Source organism: Pseudomonas sp. SWRI99 (assembly GCF_014270125.1).
Lineage (GTDB): Bacteria > Pseudomonadota > Gammaproteobacteria > Pseudomonadales > Pseudomonadaceae > Aquipseudomonas > Aquipseudomonas hamedanensis.
In genome coordinates, this window is the sequence record NZ_JABWQR010000014.1 from 33593 (window position 1) to 51141 (window position 17549).

Annotated in this window: 10 protein-coding genes; 6 read left to right on the forward strand and 4 right to left on the reverse strand. The window is 61.1% G+C overall.

Annotated elements, in window-relative coordinates; genetic code table 11:
- Positions 1-141: 141 nt before the first annotated feature.
- The gene (locus HU743_RS13320; protein ID WP_186649071.1) at positions 142-6552 is read right to left on the reverse strand and encodes a non-ribosomal peptide synthetase; all 6411 of its coding nucleotides are present in this window, start codon (positions 6550-6552) and stop codon (positions 142-144) included.
- A 480-nt stretch (positions 6553-7032) separates the two neighbouring features.
- On the opposite strand from HU743_RS13320, the gene HU743_RS13325 reads away from it, so the two are divergent.
- From HU743_RS13325 to HU743_RS13340, 4 genes are all read left to right on the forward strand, one after another.
- Complete coding sequence (locus tag HU743_RS13325) at positions 7033-7827, forward strand: helix-turn-helix transcriptional regulator (protein WP_186547985.1); 795 nt, start codon at positions 7033-7035, stop codon at positions 7825-7827.
- Between the two features lie 74 nt (positions 7828-7901).
- On the forward strand, positions 7902-9254 hold the full coding sequence (locus tag HU743_RS13330) for an efflux transporter outer membrane subunit (RefSeq protein ID WP_273508497.1): 1353 nt from the start codon (positions 7902-7904) through the stop codon (positions 9252-9254).
- Between the two features lie 156 nt (positions 9255-9410).
- Positions 9411-10016, forward strand: coding sequence for an SCO family protein (locus HU743_RS13335; RefSeq protein ID WP_186547990.1), 606 nt, complete (start codon positions 9411-9413; stop codon positions 10014-10016).
- The gene (locus HU743_RS13340; protein WP_186649073.1) at positions 10016-10495 is read left to right on the forward strand and encodes a copper chaperone PCu(A)C; all 480 of its coding nucleotides are present in this window, start codon (positions 10016-10018) and stop codon (positions 10493-10495) included. The genes HU743_RS13335 and HU743_RS13340 overlap by 1 nt, the downstream gene beginning before the upstream one ends.
- Before the next feature lie 465 nt (positions 10496-10960).
- Here HU743_RS13340 and HU743_RS13345 read toward each other — a convergent pair whose 3' ends face one another.
- Positions 10961-11977, reverse strand: a complete 1017-nt coding sequence (locus tag HU743_RS13345; RefSeq protein WP_186649075.1) for an ABC transporter substrate-binding protein — start codon at positions 11975-11977, stop codon at positions 10961-10963.
- Positions 11978-12074: 97 nt separating this feature from the next.
- Positions 12075-12269, reverse strand: a complete 195-nt coding sequence (locus HU743_RS13350) for a hypothetical protein (RefSeq protein ID WP_186547997.1) — start codon at positions 12267-12269, stop codon at positions 12075-12077.
- A 36-nt stretch (positions 12270-12305) separates the two neighbouring features.
- Between HU743_RS13350 and HU743_RS13355 the strand changes: the two genes are divergently transcribed.
- Entirely contained in the window at positions 12306-14516 is a 2211-nt protein-coding gene (locus HU743_RS13355; protein ID WP_186649077.1) for a sulfatase-like hydrolase/transferase, read from the forward strand.
- 63 nt (positions 14517-14579) lie between these two features.
- Here HU743_RS13355 and HU743_RS13360 read toward each other — a convergent pair whose 3' ends face one another.
- Positions 14580-14963 carry a hypothetical protein gene (locus HU743_RS13360; RefSeq protein ID WP_186548001.1) on the reverse strand — a complete coding sequence of 128 codons (384 nt, stop codon included), beginning with the start codon at positions 14961-14963 and terminating at the stop codon, positions 14580-14582.
- Positions 14964-15270: 307 nt separating this feature from the next.
- On the opposite strand from HU743_RS13360, the gene katG reads away from it, so the two are divergent.
- Positions 15271-17544 carry a catalase/peroxidase HPI gene (gene katG, locus HU743_RS13365; RefSeq protein WP_186649079.1) on the forward strand — a complete coding sequence of 758 codons (2274 nt, stop codon included), beginning with the start codon at positions 15271-15273 and terminating at the stop codon, positions 17542-17544.
- Positions 17545-17549 lie beyond the last annotated feature (5 nt).

A 17549-nucleotide genomic window follows, 5' to 3' on the forward strand; every position in this document is an offset into this window, starting at 1 on the left:
TGCACGCGGCGCGCAGCCCGGAAAAGCTAAAACATCGGCGCGGCGCTGGCTGACATGGGAAGCCGGGACAAGCCCTGCTCTGGACAGCAGCGCAGACGCATCTGCGGGCGCGCACCGCCCCCCGCAGATGCGTTCACCGGATCAGAGCCGACGCTTGCGGTTGAGCTGCGGAATCGTGGTCGGCGCGATGTTGACCGTATGCGTTTGCCGCGAGGTCTGCGCCGCCAGTGCCGCCAGCGTCGGCTGACTGAACAGCGTGTGCGCATCGACATGCAGCCCGGCCTGACGCATGCGCGCCACCAGACTCACGGCGAGCAACGAATGCCCGCCCAACTCGAAGAAGTTGTCGTTGCGCCCGACCTGGTCAATGCCCAGCGTCTCGGCCCAGACCCGCGCCACGGCCTGTTCGATGTCGCCCTCGGGCGGCACGTAAGCGCGGCTGAGCAAGTGCTCGGCGCCGGGCGCCGGCAACGCCTTGCGGTCGATCTTGTCGTTGGGCGTCAGTGGCATCGCTGCAAGCCGCACGAATGCGGCCGGAACCATGTACTCCGGCAATTGCTGCAAGACCTGCTCACGCAGGTCTTCGATGCGCGGCGCAGCGTGACCGTCGCGCACGGTGAAGTACGCCACCAGGCGCTCGTCGCGCACCAGCACCAGCGCTTCGCGCACGGCGCCATGTTCAATCAGCCGGGCTTCGATTTCCCCCGGTTCCAGGCGCAGGCCGCGCAGCTTCAACTGAAAATCGCTGCGACCGAGAAATTCGAGATTGCCGTCCGCCTGGTAGCGCACCCGATCACCGCTGCGATACAAGCGATCACCGGCCACGAACGGGCTGTCAATGAAGCGTTCAGCCTGTATCTGCGGCAATCGGTGATAGCCACGCGCGACGCCTGCGCCGCCGATGTGCAGCTCGCCGCTGACACCCAACGGCACTGGCTGATCGTTGCCGTCAAGGATATACAGCCGCGTATTGCCCAGTGCCTTGCCGATCGGTACGACGCGTTCGGGCACCGGCTCATGAGGCTCCAACGTCCAGGCACTGCTGTCGACCGTGGTTTCGGTCGGGCCGTAAACGTTGTGCAGGCGCACCCACGGTAAGCGTTCGCGCACGGCCCGGGCCAACGCGACGGTCAGGTCGCCACCACCACAGAACACGTCGGTGAGGCTGGTGCAGGCACTGACATCGTCCTGCTCGAGGAATTGCTGCAACAACGCCGGAACGAACTTGACCACGCTGATGCGCTGTTCGCGGATCACTTGCGTGACGTAAGCCGAATCGCGGTTGCCATCAGGACGCGCCAGCACCAGCCGCAAGCCAGCGCTCAATGGCCAGAAAATCTCCCACACCGAGCTGTCGAAGCTGAACGGCGCCTTTTGCAACAGCGCGCCGTCTGCGGTCGGCGGTCGAATCTGCGAGCCCCAGTGCATGAGGTTGCAAACACTGCGGTGTTCAATCATTACGCCCTTGGGTGTCCCCGTGGAGCCTGACGTGTAGATCATGTAAGCCAGGTTCGACGCATTCAGGCCCGGCACTTGCAGGTTGCCGCTCGGCGCGTCGTCCCAGGTGCTGCGGTTGAAGTCGACCACGGTAGCATCCGTGTCACCTATCAAATTGCGAGTCGCCGCGTGCAGCAGCACCGCCACCGGAGCGCTGTCGCGCAACATGAATTGCAGACGCGCCAGCGGATAGTCCGGGTCCAGCGGAACATAGGCGCCACCGGCCTTGAGAATCGCCAGCAAGCCGATTACCAGCTCAAGACTGCGCTCGACACAGATCGCCACCCGGTCATCCGGTTGCACGCCTTGTTCGCGCAGGTGATGGGCCAGGCGGTTCGCCTGTTCATTGAGTTGTCGCCAGGTCAGTTGCGCGTCGCCGGCCTGCAACGCAATCGCATCCGGCTGACGTTGCACCTGCCGTTCGAACAACACGTGGAGCGGCTGCTCGAGCGGACATTCGACTTCGGTTGCGTTGAAGTGGGTCAGCAACTGCTCTCGTTCTGTCGGCGGCAGAATCGGTAGTCGGTTCACCGGCAGATCCGAGTCCTGTTCCAGGGCGTCAACCAGCCCGCTCACGGCCATCTGCATGTACCCGCCAATCCGTTGCGCGCCGATGCGGGTCAGCGCCCTGGCAGTCAGTTGCAAGCCATCACCGAAATCGTCGACGCTCAAGGTCAGCGGGTAATTGGTGCGTTCTTCGTTGGCCAGGGTTTCGATGCCGTGCCAGTCCGGCCCTTCGGCATTGCCGTTCTGACGGTCGCTGTGCCGATAGTTGAGCAGCGTGCTGAACAGCGGAGTCGGCGCCGCCACGCCACTACAGCGCTGGGCCAGCGCCAGCGAGGCGTGTTCGTGCCCGAGCAATCCGGTCAGGCGCTGGTGGGTGGCCTGCACGGCGGTTAGCGCAGTCGCAGCGACATCGACCCGCAAGGGCAAGGAGTTGATGAACACGCCCAGTGCGCGGTCGGCGCCCTCGCCGCCCTGCATGCGCCCCATTAACACCGTGCCAAACACCACTCGCTCACGCCCCGACGTGGCCGCCAGCACCCGCGCCCAGGCCAGGTGAATCAGGCTCGCTACGCTGACGCCGAGCCGGCGCGCCTGCTGGCGCAGACGTCCGTCGAGTTCGGCGGCCAGTGGTTGCTGCGACTCCTCGATACCGCGGCCATCGCCTTGTACGTCGTGCAGACCGAACGGTAGCGTCGGCTCATCGATATCGCCGAGCATCTCGCGAAAAAAGCCTTCATGCTCCGTCTCGCTGACGCCCAGCCGCGCTTGCGCCACATAGTTGCGGTACGGCACAGCTGGCGGCAACGGCTCGCGCTGCCCGGCAAGGCTGGCGGACAGTTCGGCACGCAGCACTTCAAGCGCAATGTGATCCATCGCCAAGTGATGGAACAACAACACACCGACCATCCGCCCCTTGCCCGGATCGCGGGCAAACAGCAAGCGCAGCAGCGGTGCCTGGCTGACGTCGAGGCGATAGCGGCGCGCGTCAAACCGTCGATGCAATTGATCGAGAACGTCACCCTGGGCGGGGTCAATCCTGACCTCCTGTACCGGCAGTTCGACTTGGCGCAGAACCACCTGCACCGGCGTGACCAGCCCCTCCCAGACCACGGCAGTGCGCAGGATATCGTGTCGGGCCATGGCCTGACGCAATGCATCGGCAAAGGCTTCGACACGCTCCAGACTGTCGAAGGCGAGGTGCGATTGCAGCAAGTACGGATCGCCCTGCGTGGCGGTGATGTGGTGGTACAGAATGCCGTCCTGCAACGGTGCCAGCGGATAGATATCCTGCACGTTGGCGGCACCACCGGGCACGCTGGCAACCACGCGGGCGAGGGTGGCCTGATCCAGCTCGACCAGCGACAGCATGTCGGGGCTGATAGCGGTGCAACCGTCCGGAATGCGATTGGCCGGCACGTCGACTTCACGCCCGCTGCCAACGGCCGCCGCCAGTGCGGCCAGGGTCGGCTGGCCGAACAACACCCGCACGTCACAACTCATGCCGAGCTGGCGCATACGCTCGATCAAATTGACCGCCAGCAGCGAGTGCCCGCCGAGTTCAAAGAAATGGTCGTGGCGGCCGATCCGCGTTACCTGCAACACCTCGGCCCATATCTGTGCCAACGCCGTTTCGACGTCGCCCTGCGGCGGCGCATAGTCACGGCGAATCAAGGCGTCCGGGCCCGGCGCCGGCAAGGCCTTGCGGTCGAGTTTGCCGTTGGCGGTCAGCGGCAGCGTCGTGAGCCGCACGTAGGCCTGCGGCAACATGGCACTGGCCAGGCGTGCTTGCAGATAAGCATGCAACTCGACGATGTCCACGGGCCGGCGTTCGCTGAACCACGCCAACAACTGCCCATCGCGCGCCAGCACCACCGCCTCCCGGACGGCGTCGTGGCTGCTCAGTACAGCCTCGACTTCGCCCGGCTCGACACGCACGCCACGGATTTTTACCTGGTCATCACTGCGCCCCAGATATTCCAGCGTGCCGTCGTGCTGCCAGCGTACCCGATCACCAGTGCGATACAGACGCGCCTCGGGCACTTCGCTGAACGGGTCGCGCAGGAAGCGTTCGGCGCTGAGGTCTGCGCGGTTCAGGTAACCTCGCGCGATACCGGCGCCGCCGATGTACAGCTCACCGGCGATACCGATTGGCAGCGGTCGCTGCTGTTCGTCGAGGACATACACCGTTGCGTTGTTCACCGGTCTGCCGATATGCAGCGTACGGCCGGCCTCTAATTTGCCGGAGGTCGCGACCACGCTGGCCTCGGTCGGACCGTAATTGTTGATCACCTCGAACGATTGCGCGCGGTTGAACTGGCGCAGGCGATCGCCGCCGATCAACAGCGTGCGCAGGGTCGGATGGTCGAGCTGGCGGCTGAACGCATATTCGGCGATGGGTGTCGGCAGAAAACTCACGTCCAGCGGTTGCGCCCGCCACCACGCCAGCAGTGCGTCGATGTCTTCGCCGCCGTCCTGAGCCGGGGCCAGGTGCAGGGTCGCGCCCGCGCACAGGGCCGGCCAGACCTCCCAGGCCATCGCGTCAAAGCCGAATCCGGCCAGGCTTGAGGTGTGCTGGCCAGGGCCGACGTTGAAGGCCTGACAATGCCAGTCGAGCAGATTGCCCAACGCGCGGTGTTCGACCATCACGCCTTTGGGCACGCCCGTGGAACCGGACGTGTAAATCACATAGGCGAGGTTCGCCACGGTCAATCCCGCCACCACAGGGTCGGCGTCGGTGTCGGTCGGCCAGTCGCGACGATCCAGCTCAATCACCGGTACTTGCAGCAACGGCAAGCGGGCGCGCAAATCGCTTTGCGTCAGCACAGCCAGCGGTGCGCAGTCTGTGAGGAGATAGCTCAAGCGCTCGCTCGGGTGAGCCGGGTCGACCGGCACATAAGCCGCGCCAGCCTTGAGTACCGCGAGCAGTCCGGTCAGGGTATCGAGGCCACGCCGGGCGACGACGGCAACGCGATCATCGGGCTGAACTCCGAGCGCAATCAGATGCCGGGCGAGAAAATTGGCTTGGCTGTTGAGTTGGCCATAGGTCAGTTGCTGCCCTTGATAAAGGGCAGCAATGGCGTCGGGCCGCTGCGCTGCTTGCGCGGTAAAGCGCTGGGCAATCGTCTGGTCTTGCGGGAAGTCCGCCTGCGTGGCGTTCCACTGCTGTAACTGACTCGATTCATCCGCGGTGCTCAGGCAGAACTCCGCCGTCGTCAGCGCGGGCTGCTCCAGCCCCTGCTCGAGAATCAGCAGCAAGCGGGCACCCAGCGCTTCGACTTCGGCGGCGTCAAAATAAGCTTGATCGTAAACAAGATGCAGCCAGGCCTGATCGTTGAAGCGATTGCTGCGAAGGTGAACCGCCAGCGGTGTCGCTTCATGACCATTGGAGACTTTGACGGTGTGTGCCGAGGCCGCGCCATAGCGGTAATCGTGGTCGTCCTGCTCGTAGGACACCGAGACTTCGAACAGTTGGGCGCGGTCCTCGCGCAGCAGACCCAGCGCACGATTCATCTCACTCAGGGAAAAGCGCTGATGGCGCAGATCCTGTTTCAGCTCAGCCGCGATGGACCGCACAAGGTCTGCAAACGGCAACTCGCGAGCGAAGCACAAGCGCACGGCGCTGACTTGAGCGAACAAGCCGAGGGTGGTTTTAAAGCGCGCACCCGAGCGATTGAGCAGCGGCAAGCCCACCACCCATTCGTCACGCTGCGCGGTGCGGCTGAAATACACATGCAACGCCGCCAGCAACACGTGGAACGCCGAAGTGCCAAACTGTCGCGCCGACTGTCGCATGCGCTGGTGCAGCAATGCAGGCAACGCTTGCACATAAGCCTGTGACGGTCGCGCCCCTTGGCTGGAACGCTCACGATGACGCGGTAACAACAGCGGCTCCGGCTGCGAACGGTACTTGTCGAGCCAGTAGGCGCGATCACGGGCGTAGCGCTCCGAGGCCTGATAACGCGCATCGTCGTGAATGAATTCGACGTAGGATGGCGGCGAAATCAGCGGTGATTGCCCCTGACTCAGCGCGCTGTAGATGTCGCCCAGGGACTTGAGCATTTGCCCGAAACCCCAGCCGTCCAGAATCAAATGATGGGTCTGAGTCGCCAGCCAATGGCGGTGGCTGTCCAGACGAATCAGACAGAAGCGGAACAGCGGCTGGCCTTCCAGCGGATAAGCCTGCGCCATCTGCTGTTGCACCAGCGCTTGCGCGGCTGTTCGCGCTTCGGCGTGCACGGAAAAATCAAACAGCGGCATCGCCACCGGCATTGTCGGGGCGAATCGCTGGCGGGGCATGCCTTGCCTATCAGCCCCCGGCAGCAGCACGGTGCGCAACGCGTCGTGGCTGGCAACCAGGCACTCGAGCGCCGCGTGCATCACGGTCTTGTCCAGCGGGCCGCACAGTTCGACGTAACCGCCAATGTTGTACAGCGGCGAGTCGCCACGGCTCAACTGGTCCAGCCAGATGTCCCGTTGGGCGGCGGTCAGCGGAAAAGTTTCGCAAGGCACGGACAGATCGTCCGCCGCGTAAGCAGAAGTTGACTGCATAAGATCCATCTCATGTGATTTGCCGCGTATTCAAGCATCGGCCCTGATGAGCGCATGACACCTGAAACCCGGACAAGCGCAACCGACCCCGCATGGCTCTGGACAGCCCTTACACAGCCAGCGGCCTGGCGTTTTCTGCCGGAGCATTGCTGAAAAATCTGTAGGAAAAACACCATGCGCCGATGCTGCCTTTCGCCCAGCCCTGACCGCTGGAAAATCCTTCCGGACCGATCTACCGGGCGCCCGCCGTGACCGGACAGTCACAGAGTTCGTTTGAGCGCCAGTGAGAACCGTCAGGATCCCAGCGCCAACATTCCAAAATAGTGGCACTTTGTGTCCCTGTTTTCCCCTACAGACGCAGGACGAATGCATAGGCTTAAATCCGCTCCAGATCAGTTCAAGGAGAAGTGATCACGCGGTGGCTTTTGGCAGAAACGGCAGACGAAGCAGTAATGGCTCTGAACCAGGGATGAGAAGGATATGAATCTGACCGGCAGTATTCGCAACATGGAAAACCCGCATTTTTATTGGCAACTTGGAGAGCTGATAGCCAGCACCGGCGACGATCACTTCGCCAGCAACATGTTCCAGTTGGTCGACACTTTGGTGCCGGTCAACCGCCTCGATCTCAGCGAGTGGACGCTGGATGAGCGCCAGGCGAGCGTAGTGGAGATCAAGCCGCTGGGCAGCGCAGGCCTGCCGCAGGCCGGCGCCAGCCATGCCACGCTGGAGCGGCCCGACGATCATCCGCTGTTGCAGAAGATGATCGAGATGAACGATTCACTGCTGATCCAATTGAAAGCTTCACTTTTGCCACGTCATCCGCAGCACTGCGTGCATCAATGCAATCTGGTGTCGCGCACCTCCAATCGCCGCTGCGTCATCTCGGTTTATCGCCCGCATACGCAGCGGGTGTTCTCCCTGCCGGAGCTGGCGTTTCTGAAAAGCTTGTCCGACACCCTGCTGCCGCTGATCGAGCGCCATGCGCAGATGACCCGGCAGAACCTTGCCCGCCAGCCACGCCCGCCGCTGGCCGAGCGGGATCAGGCACCGCTGGCGCAAGTCTTCGATGAACGCCTGGCTTTGAGTAACATCGTCCTCTCGGCCCGCGAGAAGGAAGTCTGCCTGGGCCTGCTGACCGGCGGCACCGTGCCGCAGATGGCGGAAAAGTTGCGGGTCAAGAACAGCTCCATCGAAACCTATCTCAAGCGTGCCGCCGCCAAGCTGGGCGTCAGTGGGCGGCATGGCTTGGCGAAATGGATGGCCGGGGCTTGAACTCATCTCAGTCTTTCCAGCGTCTGAGGCGCAAACGCGCCTTACGGCTTCCCCTGTTCTGCATGATCCTGCTGATGACGGGTTGCTCGTTGATCCCGGAATACCAGCGACCGCCATCGCCCAGTGCCGCGCAGTACCCCATGGCAACGCGGCCGGCTACAACCGGCGAAGACTGGCGAACCTTGTTCAACGATCCCGCACTCAAGCAACTGATCGAAAGCGCTTTGGTCAACAACCGCGACCTGCGCATGGCCGCGCTGAATGTTCAGGCGTTCCAGGCGCAATACCGCATTCAACGCGCTGACCTATTGCCGGCGGTCTCGGCCAATGCCAACGAACTGCGCCAGCGTCTGCCCTCCAGCGTCACCGGTGGCCAGGCGCAGATCACCTCGGCCTATGCGGTCAATCTGGGTATCAGCGCCTATGAACTGGATTTCTTCGGTCGGGTGCGCAGCCTCAGCGAGCAAGCCCTGCAGACATGGCTCGCCACCGAGCAGGCCCGGCGCAGTGGCGAACTGAGCCTGGTAAGCAATGTTGCCAATGCCTACCTGACTTGGCGCGCCGATCAGCAACTGCTCGAACTCAGCCGTGACACCCTCGCCGCCGATGAGCAGAGCCTGCACCTGACCACACGCAACCGCGAAGCCGGCAAATCTTCGGCGCTGGAACAGGCACAGGCGCGGACCAGCGTCGACAGCTCGCGGGTCAATCTGGCGCGCTATCAGCGTCTGGTCGCGCAGGACCTCAACAGCCTGACGCTGCTGGTGGGTGCGCCGGTGCCGGCGCAACTGCCGGCGCTGCCGTTGGCTGGCGAGCTGGTTTCGCCGCTGCCGGCCGGGCTGCCGTCGGACCTGCTGCAACGGCGTCCGGATATTCTCCAGGCCGAATACCGACTTAAAGCCGCCAACGCCAATATCGGCGCGGCACGTGCAGCCTTTTTCCCCAGCGTGAGCCTGACTGCCAATGGCGGCACGGCCAGCCGTGATCTCTCCGGTTTGTTCAGCGCGGGCTCCGGCGCGTGGACTTTCCAGCCGCAAATCAGCCTGCCGCTTTTCAACGCCGGCAGCCTGCGCGCCAGTCTGGATTACGCCAGGCTGCAAAAAGACGTGGCCGTCGCCGAATACGAAAAATCGATTCAGACGGCGTTTCAGGAGGTCGCCGACGGACTGGCGGCGCGCAGCACCTACGGGCAGCAATTGCAGGCCCAGCGCGATTTGGTGCAGGCCACCCAGGATTACTACAACCTGGCGCAGCACCGCTATCGCAACGGAGTCGACAGCAGCCTGACGTTTCTCGACGCGCAGCGCTCGCTGTTTGCGTCGCAACAAGGGTTGATCACCGACCGCCTGGCGCAGCTGGTGGCCGAGGTCAATCTATACGCCGCGCTGGGAGGTGGCTGGCCGACTGATGAACGCCTCGCTCGGTAAACGCCGGTCATTTCTTCTTACACCTTTTGTCGCCCGATCCTGTGCGGACCGGCGATCCGCGGCCGGCGGTCGCGCTCAGTTTGCTATCATGCGCCGCTTTTACGGTTAACCCCCCGCCAGTCCTGTCGACTGACGGGCTGCAAAAGGCGGTATCAAATGACGGCTTTGTTGACTCGCCGCAAGGTGCTTGCGGGAATGGGCGTACTCGGGCTTGGCCTGCTCGCCGGCTGCGACACCCGTGGCCAACTGTCGTACAAGTACGGCAAGGATCTGAGCGACAAGATCCTCGGACGCACCTTCAAGCTGAAGAACACCGAGGGCGAAACCATGTCGCTGTCGAGCTTTCGCGGAATGATGCCGATGATTTTCTTCGGCTTCACCCAATGCCCGGCAGTCTGCCCTACCACCCTCGCCCGCGCGGCGAAGATCAAGAAACTGATGGGCCGCGATGGCGATCGCCTGCAGGTGATTTTCATCACCCTGGACCCGGAGCGCGACACGCCGCAAATCCTCGACGCCTACGTCAAAGCCTTTGATCCCAGCTTCGTCGCGCTGTACGGCACGGTTGAGGAAACCAAGGCCACGGCCAAGGAATTCGACGTGTTCTACGAGAAAGTCCCGGCTGGCGACACTTACACCATTTCCCACACGGCCACCAGCTACGTCTACGACTCGCGTGGCGAATTGCGCCTGGGTCTGTCTACATCGCTTTCGGCAGAAGAATGCACGGAAGATTTGCTCACTGTTATGGAGGTCTGCTGATGCGTCCTGTTCTGAATCATCTCAAACGCACCGTGTGTGCACTGTCCCTGCTCGGCCTGGCATTCCAGGTGTCGGCGCAGACCCGGGTCGACGACGCTTGGGTGCGGGCCACCGTGCCGACGCAGTCTGCCAGTGGCGCGTTCATGGCCCTCACCGCCGACAGCGACAGCAAGTTGCTCAGCGTCGCCTCGCCAGCGGCCAAAGACGTGCAGATCCACGAAATGAGCATGAAAAACGACGTCATGAGCATGGGCCCGGTGAAGTCGGTTGACCTGCCTGCCGGCAAAGCCGTGAGCTTCGACCCGAACGGCTACCACGTCATGCTGATGGGCCTGACCGGCCAGTTGAAAGAAGGCGACAGCGTGCCGCTGACCCTGACCGTGGAAAACGCCAAGGGCGAGAAAGAAGCCATCGAAGTGAAAGCGCCGGTTCGTGCGCTGACCAACATGGGCGGCCACGATCACAGCAAAATGCATTGATCGCTGACTGAAATACTGTTCGCCCGAAAAAAAGCGGGGCGGCTCGATCGATGATCGGACCGCCCCGTTTTTTGTTGCGTTCAGGTAAATTTGGCGCTGGTCGTGGCATTAAAAGACAGCGTCAATAACCTGATCAGGTCGGTGAATGGGCAGAATTGACCTGCCGTGGAATAGCGCTAAACCCGCGGGAGTGAGCCTGCTCGCGAAAGCGGAGTGTCAGTCATCAAGTACTGAATGATCTGACGCTTTCGCGAGCAAGCTCGCTCCCACAGTGGTTCTGGATGATGCTCTATTTCACGCTTGCCACAGATCCCTTTGTAGGAGTGAGCCTGCTCGCGAAAGCGGTGTGTCAGTCATCAAAGTGCTGAATGATCTGACGCTATCGCGAGCAGGCTCACTCCTACAGTAGTTCCGGGGGACGCCGTTTTCCGGATTCGGCAAAACTTGTGGGAGCTGACGGAACCCTCAACTCCCCTCACCACCATGCGCCTCTTCAAAAAAGTAATCCTTCCAACTCGCCGCCTTGTTTTTCAGCACACCCAATTCCTGCAATTTCTGCGCATAGATAAAGGTGCGCTGCGGCACCACGGTGAAGTCGATCTCCGGGTCCTGGACGATTTGTTCGACCAGGGTCAGCGGCAACTTCGATTGCTCTACGCGAATGTACGCCTGCGCGGCGGCGGGTTTGTCGGCCTTGATGATTTGCTCGGCCTCGGCGAGCGCGTCGTAGAACGCCTTGTAGGTTTTCGGGTTTTCGTCGTGGAATCTTTCCGTCGTGTACAACACATTGAATGTCCCCGGACCGCCAAGAACGTCGTAGGAACTCAGCACTTTGTGCACGTTGGGATTTTGCAGGGCCTGGTACTGGAACGGCGGGCTGGAAAAGTGCGAATTGACTTCCGAGCCGCCGGCAATCAGCGCGGCGGTTGCGTCCGGGTGCGGCAGGCTGACCGAGATATTGTCGAATTTCTTGAACTGGTCATCACCAAACTGTTTGGCGGTTTCGATCTGCAAGGTGCGCGACTGAAAACCTACGCCGGCAGCCGGCACGGCGATGCGGTCCTTGTCACTGAAGTCCTTGAGGGTCTTGATGTTCGGGTTGTTGGTCAGCAGGTAGTTGGGCATCGAGCCCAACGCGGCGATGGCCTTGACGTTCTGCTTGCCTCGGGTGCGATCCCAGACGGTGAGCATTGGCGGTACGCCGGCAGAAACCACGTCCAGAGCGCCAGTCAACAGTGCTTCGTTCATCGCCGTCGCACCGGAAATGCTGTTCCAGTCGACCTTTATATCCAGGCCCTGCGCCTTGCCGTGTTTCTCGATCAGTTGCTGATCGCGTACCACGTCAAGAATCAGGTAGCCAATGCCGAACTGCTGGGCAATGCTGATTTTGCCTTCAGCCTGGGCAGCGCTGCTGAACAGCGCGCCCGCCGTCAGGGTCGCGGTCAATAAAGCCAGCGCGGAACGTTTGAACGATGGGGCCATGACAACCTCGCAGCTAAGGGAGTGAGCTGAAAGGCCTGACTTTATCGATATAAAAAATATAAATTAAATACCTTTATTGCATAACGATAGCACTGAGTCATTTGGCTATCCATTGCACCGCTATCGCGAGCAGGCGATGGCCAACAACAGCCTGAAACAAAAAACTCAACTCAGCGAACAGCGGCTCTTCGTCCAGAACGCCCGCAAACACTGAGCGTCCGGCGATTTGCGAATCGTAGCCCAGCCATTTAAAAAGCCGATCAGCGCGCCTGCCCTTGGTATCATCACCCACACTTTCTTGACCCTTTCATGACATGCAGGCTTTTTTGTGAGCGCTCTTTTTAACCGGCTGCGGCGGCCGAATGTCCGCCTTCTTTCCCTCATCGTCCTGGTGCTGATCGTGCCGGTGTGCCTGCGCACGGCGCTGGGCTGGTCGACGCCGCTGGGCTATTTGTCAGATCTGGCCGTTGGCAGTTTGCTGGTCGTAGCGCTGCATCGTCGCGCGTGGTGGCTGGCCTTGCCGGTGCTGTTGTTCTGGGCGCTGCTGGCGATCGCCACGGCGGAACTGGTCAGCGCTGTCGGCCGCCTGCCGACGCCTTCCGATATTCATTATCTGATCGACCCGCAGTTCGTTGAAAACTCCACGGGCGGCGGACTTGCGCACCCTGCCCTGGCCATCGCTTTGTTGGTGGCACTGATTTTCTGGCTGCTGACTCAATTTGTCGGGCGCGGCCTGGCTCGTCCGGGTTTGCCGCGTTCTGTCTGGGCTGCGCCAATCGTCTTGTTCGCCGCCCATTGGGGCGCACAAAACCTGTGGCCTGACGACGGCGATGCCTGGCGCCTGTACAACCTGCCGCATCAGTTGCTTGCCAGCGAAGTCGCCGATTGGCAGATTCAGGCCGAGGAATGGCTGGACGGCGACGTCGAAGAACCGGCGCCGGCCATGGCCGGCCTAACCGATGTCGATCTCAACGGGCAGAAACTGCTGGCCGCGCCGGGTCAGGCGCGCAACGTGCTGATCATCGCCCTGGAAGGCATTCCCGGCGCCTACATTCGCGCCAACCGCGAGGCGATCGGCAGCCATTATCAGGAAGACCTGATGCCCAACCTCAGCCGCTGGGCCGAGCGCGGCATGAATACCCCGGATTACGTGCTGCACACCCATCAGACCATTCGCGGCCTGTACGCCATGCTCTGCGGTGATTACGACAAGCTCAACAACGGCACGCCCAAGGGCGTGGAAATGCTCACCCTGACCGAGCGCAATCAGGCCTGCCTGCCGGCGCAACTGCGCGAACACGGTTTCAGTACGCACTACTTGCAGGGCGCCGGCCTGCGCTTCATGGCCAAAGACAAGATCATGCCGCACATTGGTTTCGATGCGACCCATGGCCTGGAATGGTTCAGCAACAGCAATTATCTGGAATTCCCGTGGGGCAAGGACGACAAGGCCTTTTTCGAGGGCGCGCTGGATTACGTCGGGCAACTGAAAAAGCACCAGCAGCCTTGGATGCTGACGCTGCTGACCGTGGGCACCCACCAGCCCTACTCCGCACCGGAGGATTATCTTGAGCGCTATGAAACGCCGAAGCAGGCCGCTGTCGGTTATCTCGACGACGCGCTGGACCAGTTCCTCTTGGGGCTGGAGCGTCAGGGCATTCTCAAGGACACCCTGGTGGTGATCACCTCGGACGAATCCCACGGCATCGATGGGGTCCGGCTGGCCTCGTCGTGGGGTTTCAACCTGACCCTGGCACCGGAACAGGCGCAACTGCCGCGCCTGAACGTCGGCGTTTATGGCCATGTCGATCTGAGCACCTCGATTCTCGACTACTTCGACCTGCCGGTGCCGAGTGCGCTGAGCGGTCGTTCGCTGTTCCGTGATTACGAGTCCGGGCGCGAAATAATGTCGTTCACCAACGGCAAGCTGCGTTACCACAACGGCCAGGGGATCTTCTCCGAATGCGACCTGCCGCGCCGCTGCCGCTATTACGAAAGCGCCGGGTTCATCGCCGACAGCGCCACCTACAAAGGCATCTATAGCGGTCACCTGGCCAGGCAGATCGCCGCGCGCGCCAATGCGCTGGACCTCTCCTTGCTGCGCACGTCGCTCAACCATCGCTACCAGTTCGGCAGCAACAACGTTATCCCGCTGCAAGCACAGATCAAGGATGACTGGGCCGACAATCTCATCGGCGCGCAATACCTGGAAATGCCCAAAGGCTCACACACTCGCGTACGCGTGACGATTCGCTCGGTCGACCCGCAGCAGGCGGCGTATATCCAGCTCAAGGCCAAGGAGTTCGAACAGGACGTGCAACTAGGCCTGCCGGCGGAAATGGTCGCCACGGCGGATCAGCCGCTGGAGATGGACTTCAGCTTTGAGAACCCGCAGCCGCGCAAGGCGTTTTCCTTTCATTTGTTGGGGTATGGCAATGGCGCGGTCGAGGTGACGGACTTCAGTGTGATTACTGAACTGCCGGGGCAGGAGGATATACTTGACGAAGTGCCTGAAGACGACACTGCACAGTCAAGTTGACGCTACCCCCCATTCAGCAAAGCGCTTCCCGGTTGTTAAACAACCGGGAGCCCGAACGTACTGTTACGCTGGACCGGGATTTTGCAGATTAAAGGTCCCGGTCACTTTCCTCTCATCTTTGAGATTGAAACTGATCTCCCCTACTGCACGTCTGTAGTCGTAATCAAAAGTAATGCCTGCAGAGCCGGATTTAACCAGATGACTTCCGGGTTCGTTTTTGAATTGGACGTGCCACTCAAGCGCGCCTGTATAGGGGTAGATTATGTGTTTTATACCTTCTACCAGCTTCGCAGGAACACTGAAATTCACTGCATTTCCTTCTCCGTCCTCCGCAGTCAACAGATAATTCTCACCGGCGTTATGGAGTCTGCGATAAATACTACGAAGAAATGGGACGCCATCAACCTCTGCGTCAAAAGTTCCGATTGAACTGTCTGGTCGTGACATTTTGTTACTCCTGAAGGATATTAGCGCCAGCGTTCAGCTGCATTGATTTGAAGAAAGGCACGGCCCAAGTTGCCGCAGTGGTGACTAAACTAAGTGCTTCTCAGCACACGCTCAACTGTCAGGAATGACAGTTTTTTAGACGTATTTGAAATAACGTCCCATTTTTAACTCGCTACCCCGTCACCTCTGAAAGTCTGCGTCTATCACCATGCAATAGTCGCGCTATTAGCCGACTCCCCAACTCGCGTCTAGCCTTACCAGTCCGAAGTCGGCACGAGCCGGCCGCAGACCTGATAGGGACACGAACATGGCAAACGAATCGAAATGCCCGTTCAACCACGCTGCCGGTGGAGGTACAACGAACCGTGACTGGTGGCCGAACCAACTCAACCTGAGAATCCTCAGTCAACATTCGTCCAAGTCAGATCCGCTAGGCCCGGAATTCGACTACGCCAAAGCGTTCAAAAGCCTGGACTTCCAGGCCCTGAAACAAGACATCAAAGCGCTAGTGACCGACTCCCAGGACTGGTGGCCAGCGGACTTCGGCCATTACGGCCCGCTGTTCGTGCGCATGGCCTGGCACAGCGCCGGGACTTATCGCACCGCCGATGGACGCGGTGGCGCCGGTTCCGGTCAGCAACGGTTTGCTCCGCTCAACAGCTGGCCGGACAACGTCAGCCTCGACAAGGCCCGGCGTCTGCTGTGGCCGGTCAAACAGAAGTACGGGCGCAATATTTCCTGGGCCGACCTGATTGTGCTGACCGGTAACGTTGCGCTGGAGTCCATGGGCTTCAAGACCTTTGGGTTTTCCGGCGGCCGCGCCGATGTCTGGGAGCCGGACGAAGACGTCTACTGGGGTTCGGAAACCGAATGGCTGGGCGGCGATAACCGTTACGGCAAGAGCAACGGCCCGGTGCAGGAACCCGGCGACGGCACGCTGGTAGCTGAGCCGGATTTACATGGCAAGGAAGAAAGCCGCACCGATCAGGGCGAACGCAACCTGGAAAATCCCCTTGCCGCGGTGCAGATGGGCCTGATCTATGTGAACCCGGAAGGCCCTGAAGGCAATCCGGATCCGGTGGCCTCGGCCAAAGACATTCGCGAGACCTTCGGCCGCATGGCCATGAATGACGAAGAAACCGTGGCGCTGATTGCTGGCGGCCACGCCTTTGGCAAGACCCACGGCGCAGGGCCTGCCGACAACGTCGGTCCCGAGCCGGAAGCGGCCGGTCTGGAACAGCAAGGCCTGGGCTGGAAAAACGCCTTTGGCAGCGGTAAAGGCGCCGATACCATCACCAGTGGTCTGGAAGTCACCTGGACCACCACCCCCACCCAATGGAGCAACAACTATCTGGAAAACCTGTTCGGCTTCGAATGGGAACTGACCAAGAGCCCGGCCGGCGCGCACCAGTGGCAACCGAAAAACGGCGCCGGCGCAGGCACCGTGCCCCATGCTCACGACCCGAACAAACGCCTGTCGCCGACCATGCTCACGTCTGACCTGGCGCTGCGTTTCGATCCCGCTTACGAACAGATTTCCCGGCGCTTTCTGGCCCATCCAGAACAGTTGGCCGACGCCTTCGCTCGCGCATGGTACAAACTGATCCATCGCGACATGGGCCCGCTGTCGCGCTACCTCGGTCCGGAATTGCCGCAAGAGGAATTGCTCTGGCAAGACCCGATTCCCCAGATAACGCACGCGCTGATCGATGACAGTGATGCCACTGCCCTGAAAAACACTGTGCTGGCGTCAGGACTGTCGGTATCACAACTGGTGTCGACCGCCTGGGCGGCCGCTTCGACCTTTCGTGGTTCGGACAAACGCGGCGGCGCCAATGGCGGACGTTTGCGTCTGGCGCCGCAGAAGTTCTGGCAGGCCAACCAGCCGGAGCAACTGGACAAGGTACTGACGACACTTGAAGGCATTCAAAAAGACTTCAACGGCACGGCAACCGGCGGCAAGCGAATTTCCCTGGCAGACCTGATCGTTCTGGCGGGCAATGCCGGGGTCGAGCAAGCCGCGAGAAACGCCGGGCATTCGATTTCGGTGCCGTTTTCACCGGGCCGCGCCGACGCCTCGCAAGAGCAAACCGATGTCGAATCGTTTGGGTTTCTTGAGCCGACTGCCGATGGCTTCCGTAACTACAGCAAGGGCAAATATACTGTTGCGGCCGAAACGTTGCTGATCGACAAGGCACAACTGCTCACCCTCACCGCACCTGAAATGACCGTGCTACTGGGCGGTTTACGAGTGTTAAACAGCAATGTCGGACAAACGCGGCATGGCGTGTTCACCGATAACACCGAAGCGCTGACCAATGACTTCTTCACGAATCTGCTGGACATGGGTGTGGAGTGGACGCCGACGTCACGGGATGCCGATGAGTTCGAAGGGCGCGACCGCAAGACCGGTGCCGCGAAATGGACGGCGACGCGAGTGGATCTGGTGTTCGGCTCCAATGCACAGTTGCGTGCATTGGCCGAGGTGTACGCCAGTGCGGATGCCAAGCAGCAGTTCGTCAACGATTTCGTCAAGGCATGGACGAAGGTGATGAATCTGGATCGGTTTGACCTGAGATAACTGAC

What these genes read in the sequence shown, in the direction of transcription:
- HU743_RS13320 (WP_186649071.1), bottom strand. Translation starts at nt 6,552, where the DNA reads ATGCAGTCAACTTCTGCTTACGCGGCGGACGATCTGTCCGTGCCTTGC.
- HU743_RS13325 (WP_186547985.1), top strand. Translation starts at nt 7,033, where the DNA reads ATGAATCTGACCGGCAGTATTCGCAACATGGAAAACCCGCATTTTTAT.
- HU743_RS13330 (WP_273508497.1), top strand. Translation starts at nt 7,902, where the DNA reads ATGACGGGTTGCTCGTTGATCCCGGAATACCAGCGACCGCCATCGCCC.
- HU743_RS13335 (WP_186547990.1), top strand. Translation starts at nt 9,411, where the DNA reads ATGACGGCTTTGTTGACTCGCCGCAAGGTGCTTGCGGGAATGGGCGTA.
- HU743_RS13340 (WP_186649073.1), top strand. Translation starts at nt 10,016, where the DNA reads ATGCGTCCTGTTCTGAATCATCTCAAACGCACCGTGTGTGCACTGTCC.
- HU743_RS13345 (WP_186649075.1), bottom strand. Translation starts at nt 11,977, where the DNA reads ATGGCCCCATCGTTCAAACGTTCCGCGCTGGCTTTATTGACCGCGACC.
- HU743_RS13360 (WP_186548001.1), bottom strand. Translation starts at nt 14,963, where the DNA reads ATGTCACGACCAGACAGTTCAATCGGAACTTTTGACGCAGAGGTTGAT.
- katG (WP_186649079.1), top strand. Translation starts at nt 15,271, where the DNA reads ATGGCAAACGAATCGAAATGCCCGTTCAACCACGCTGCCGGTGGAGGT.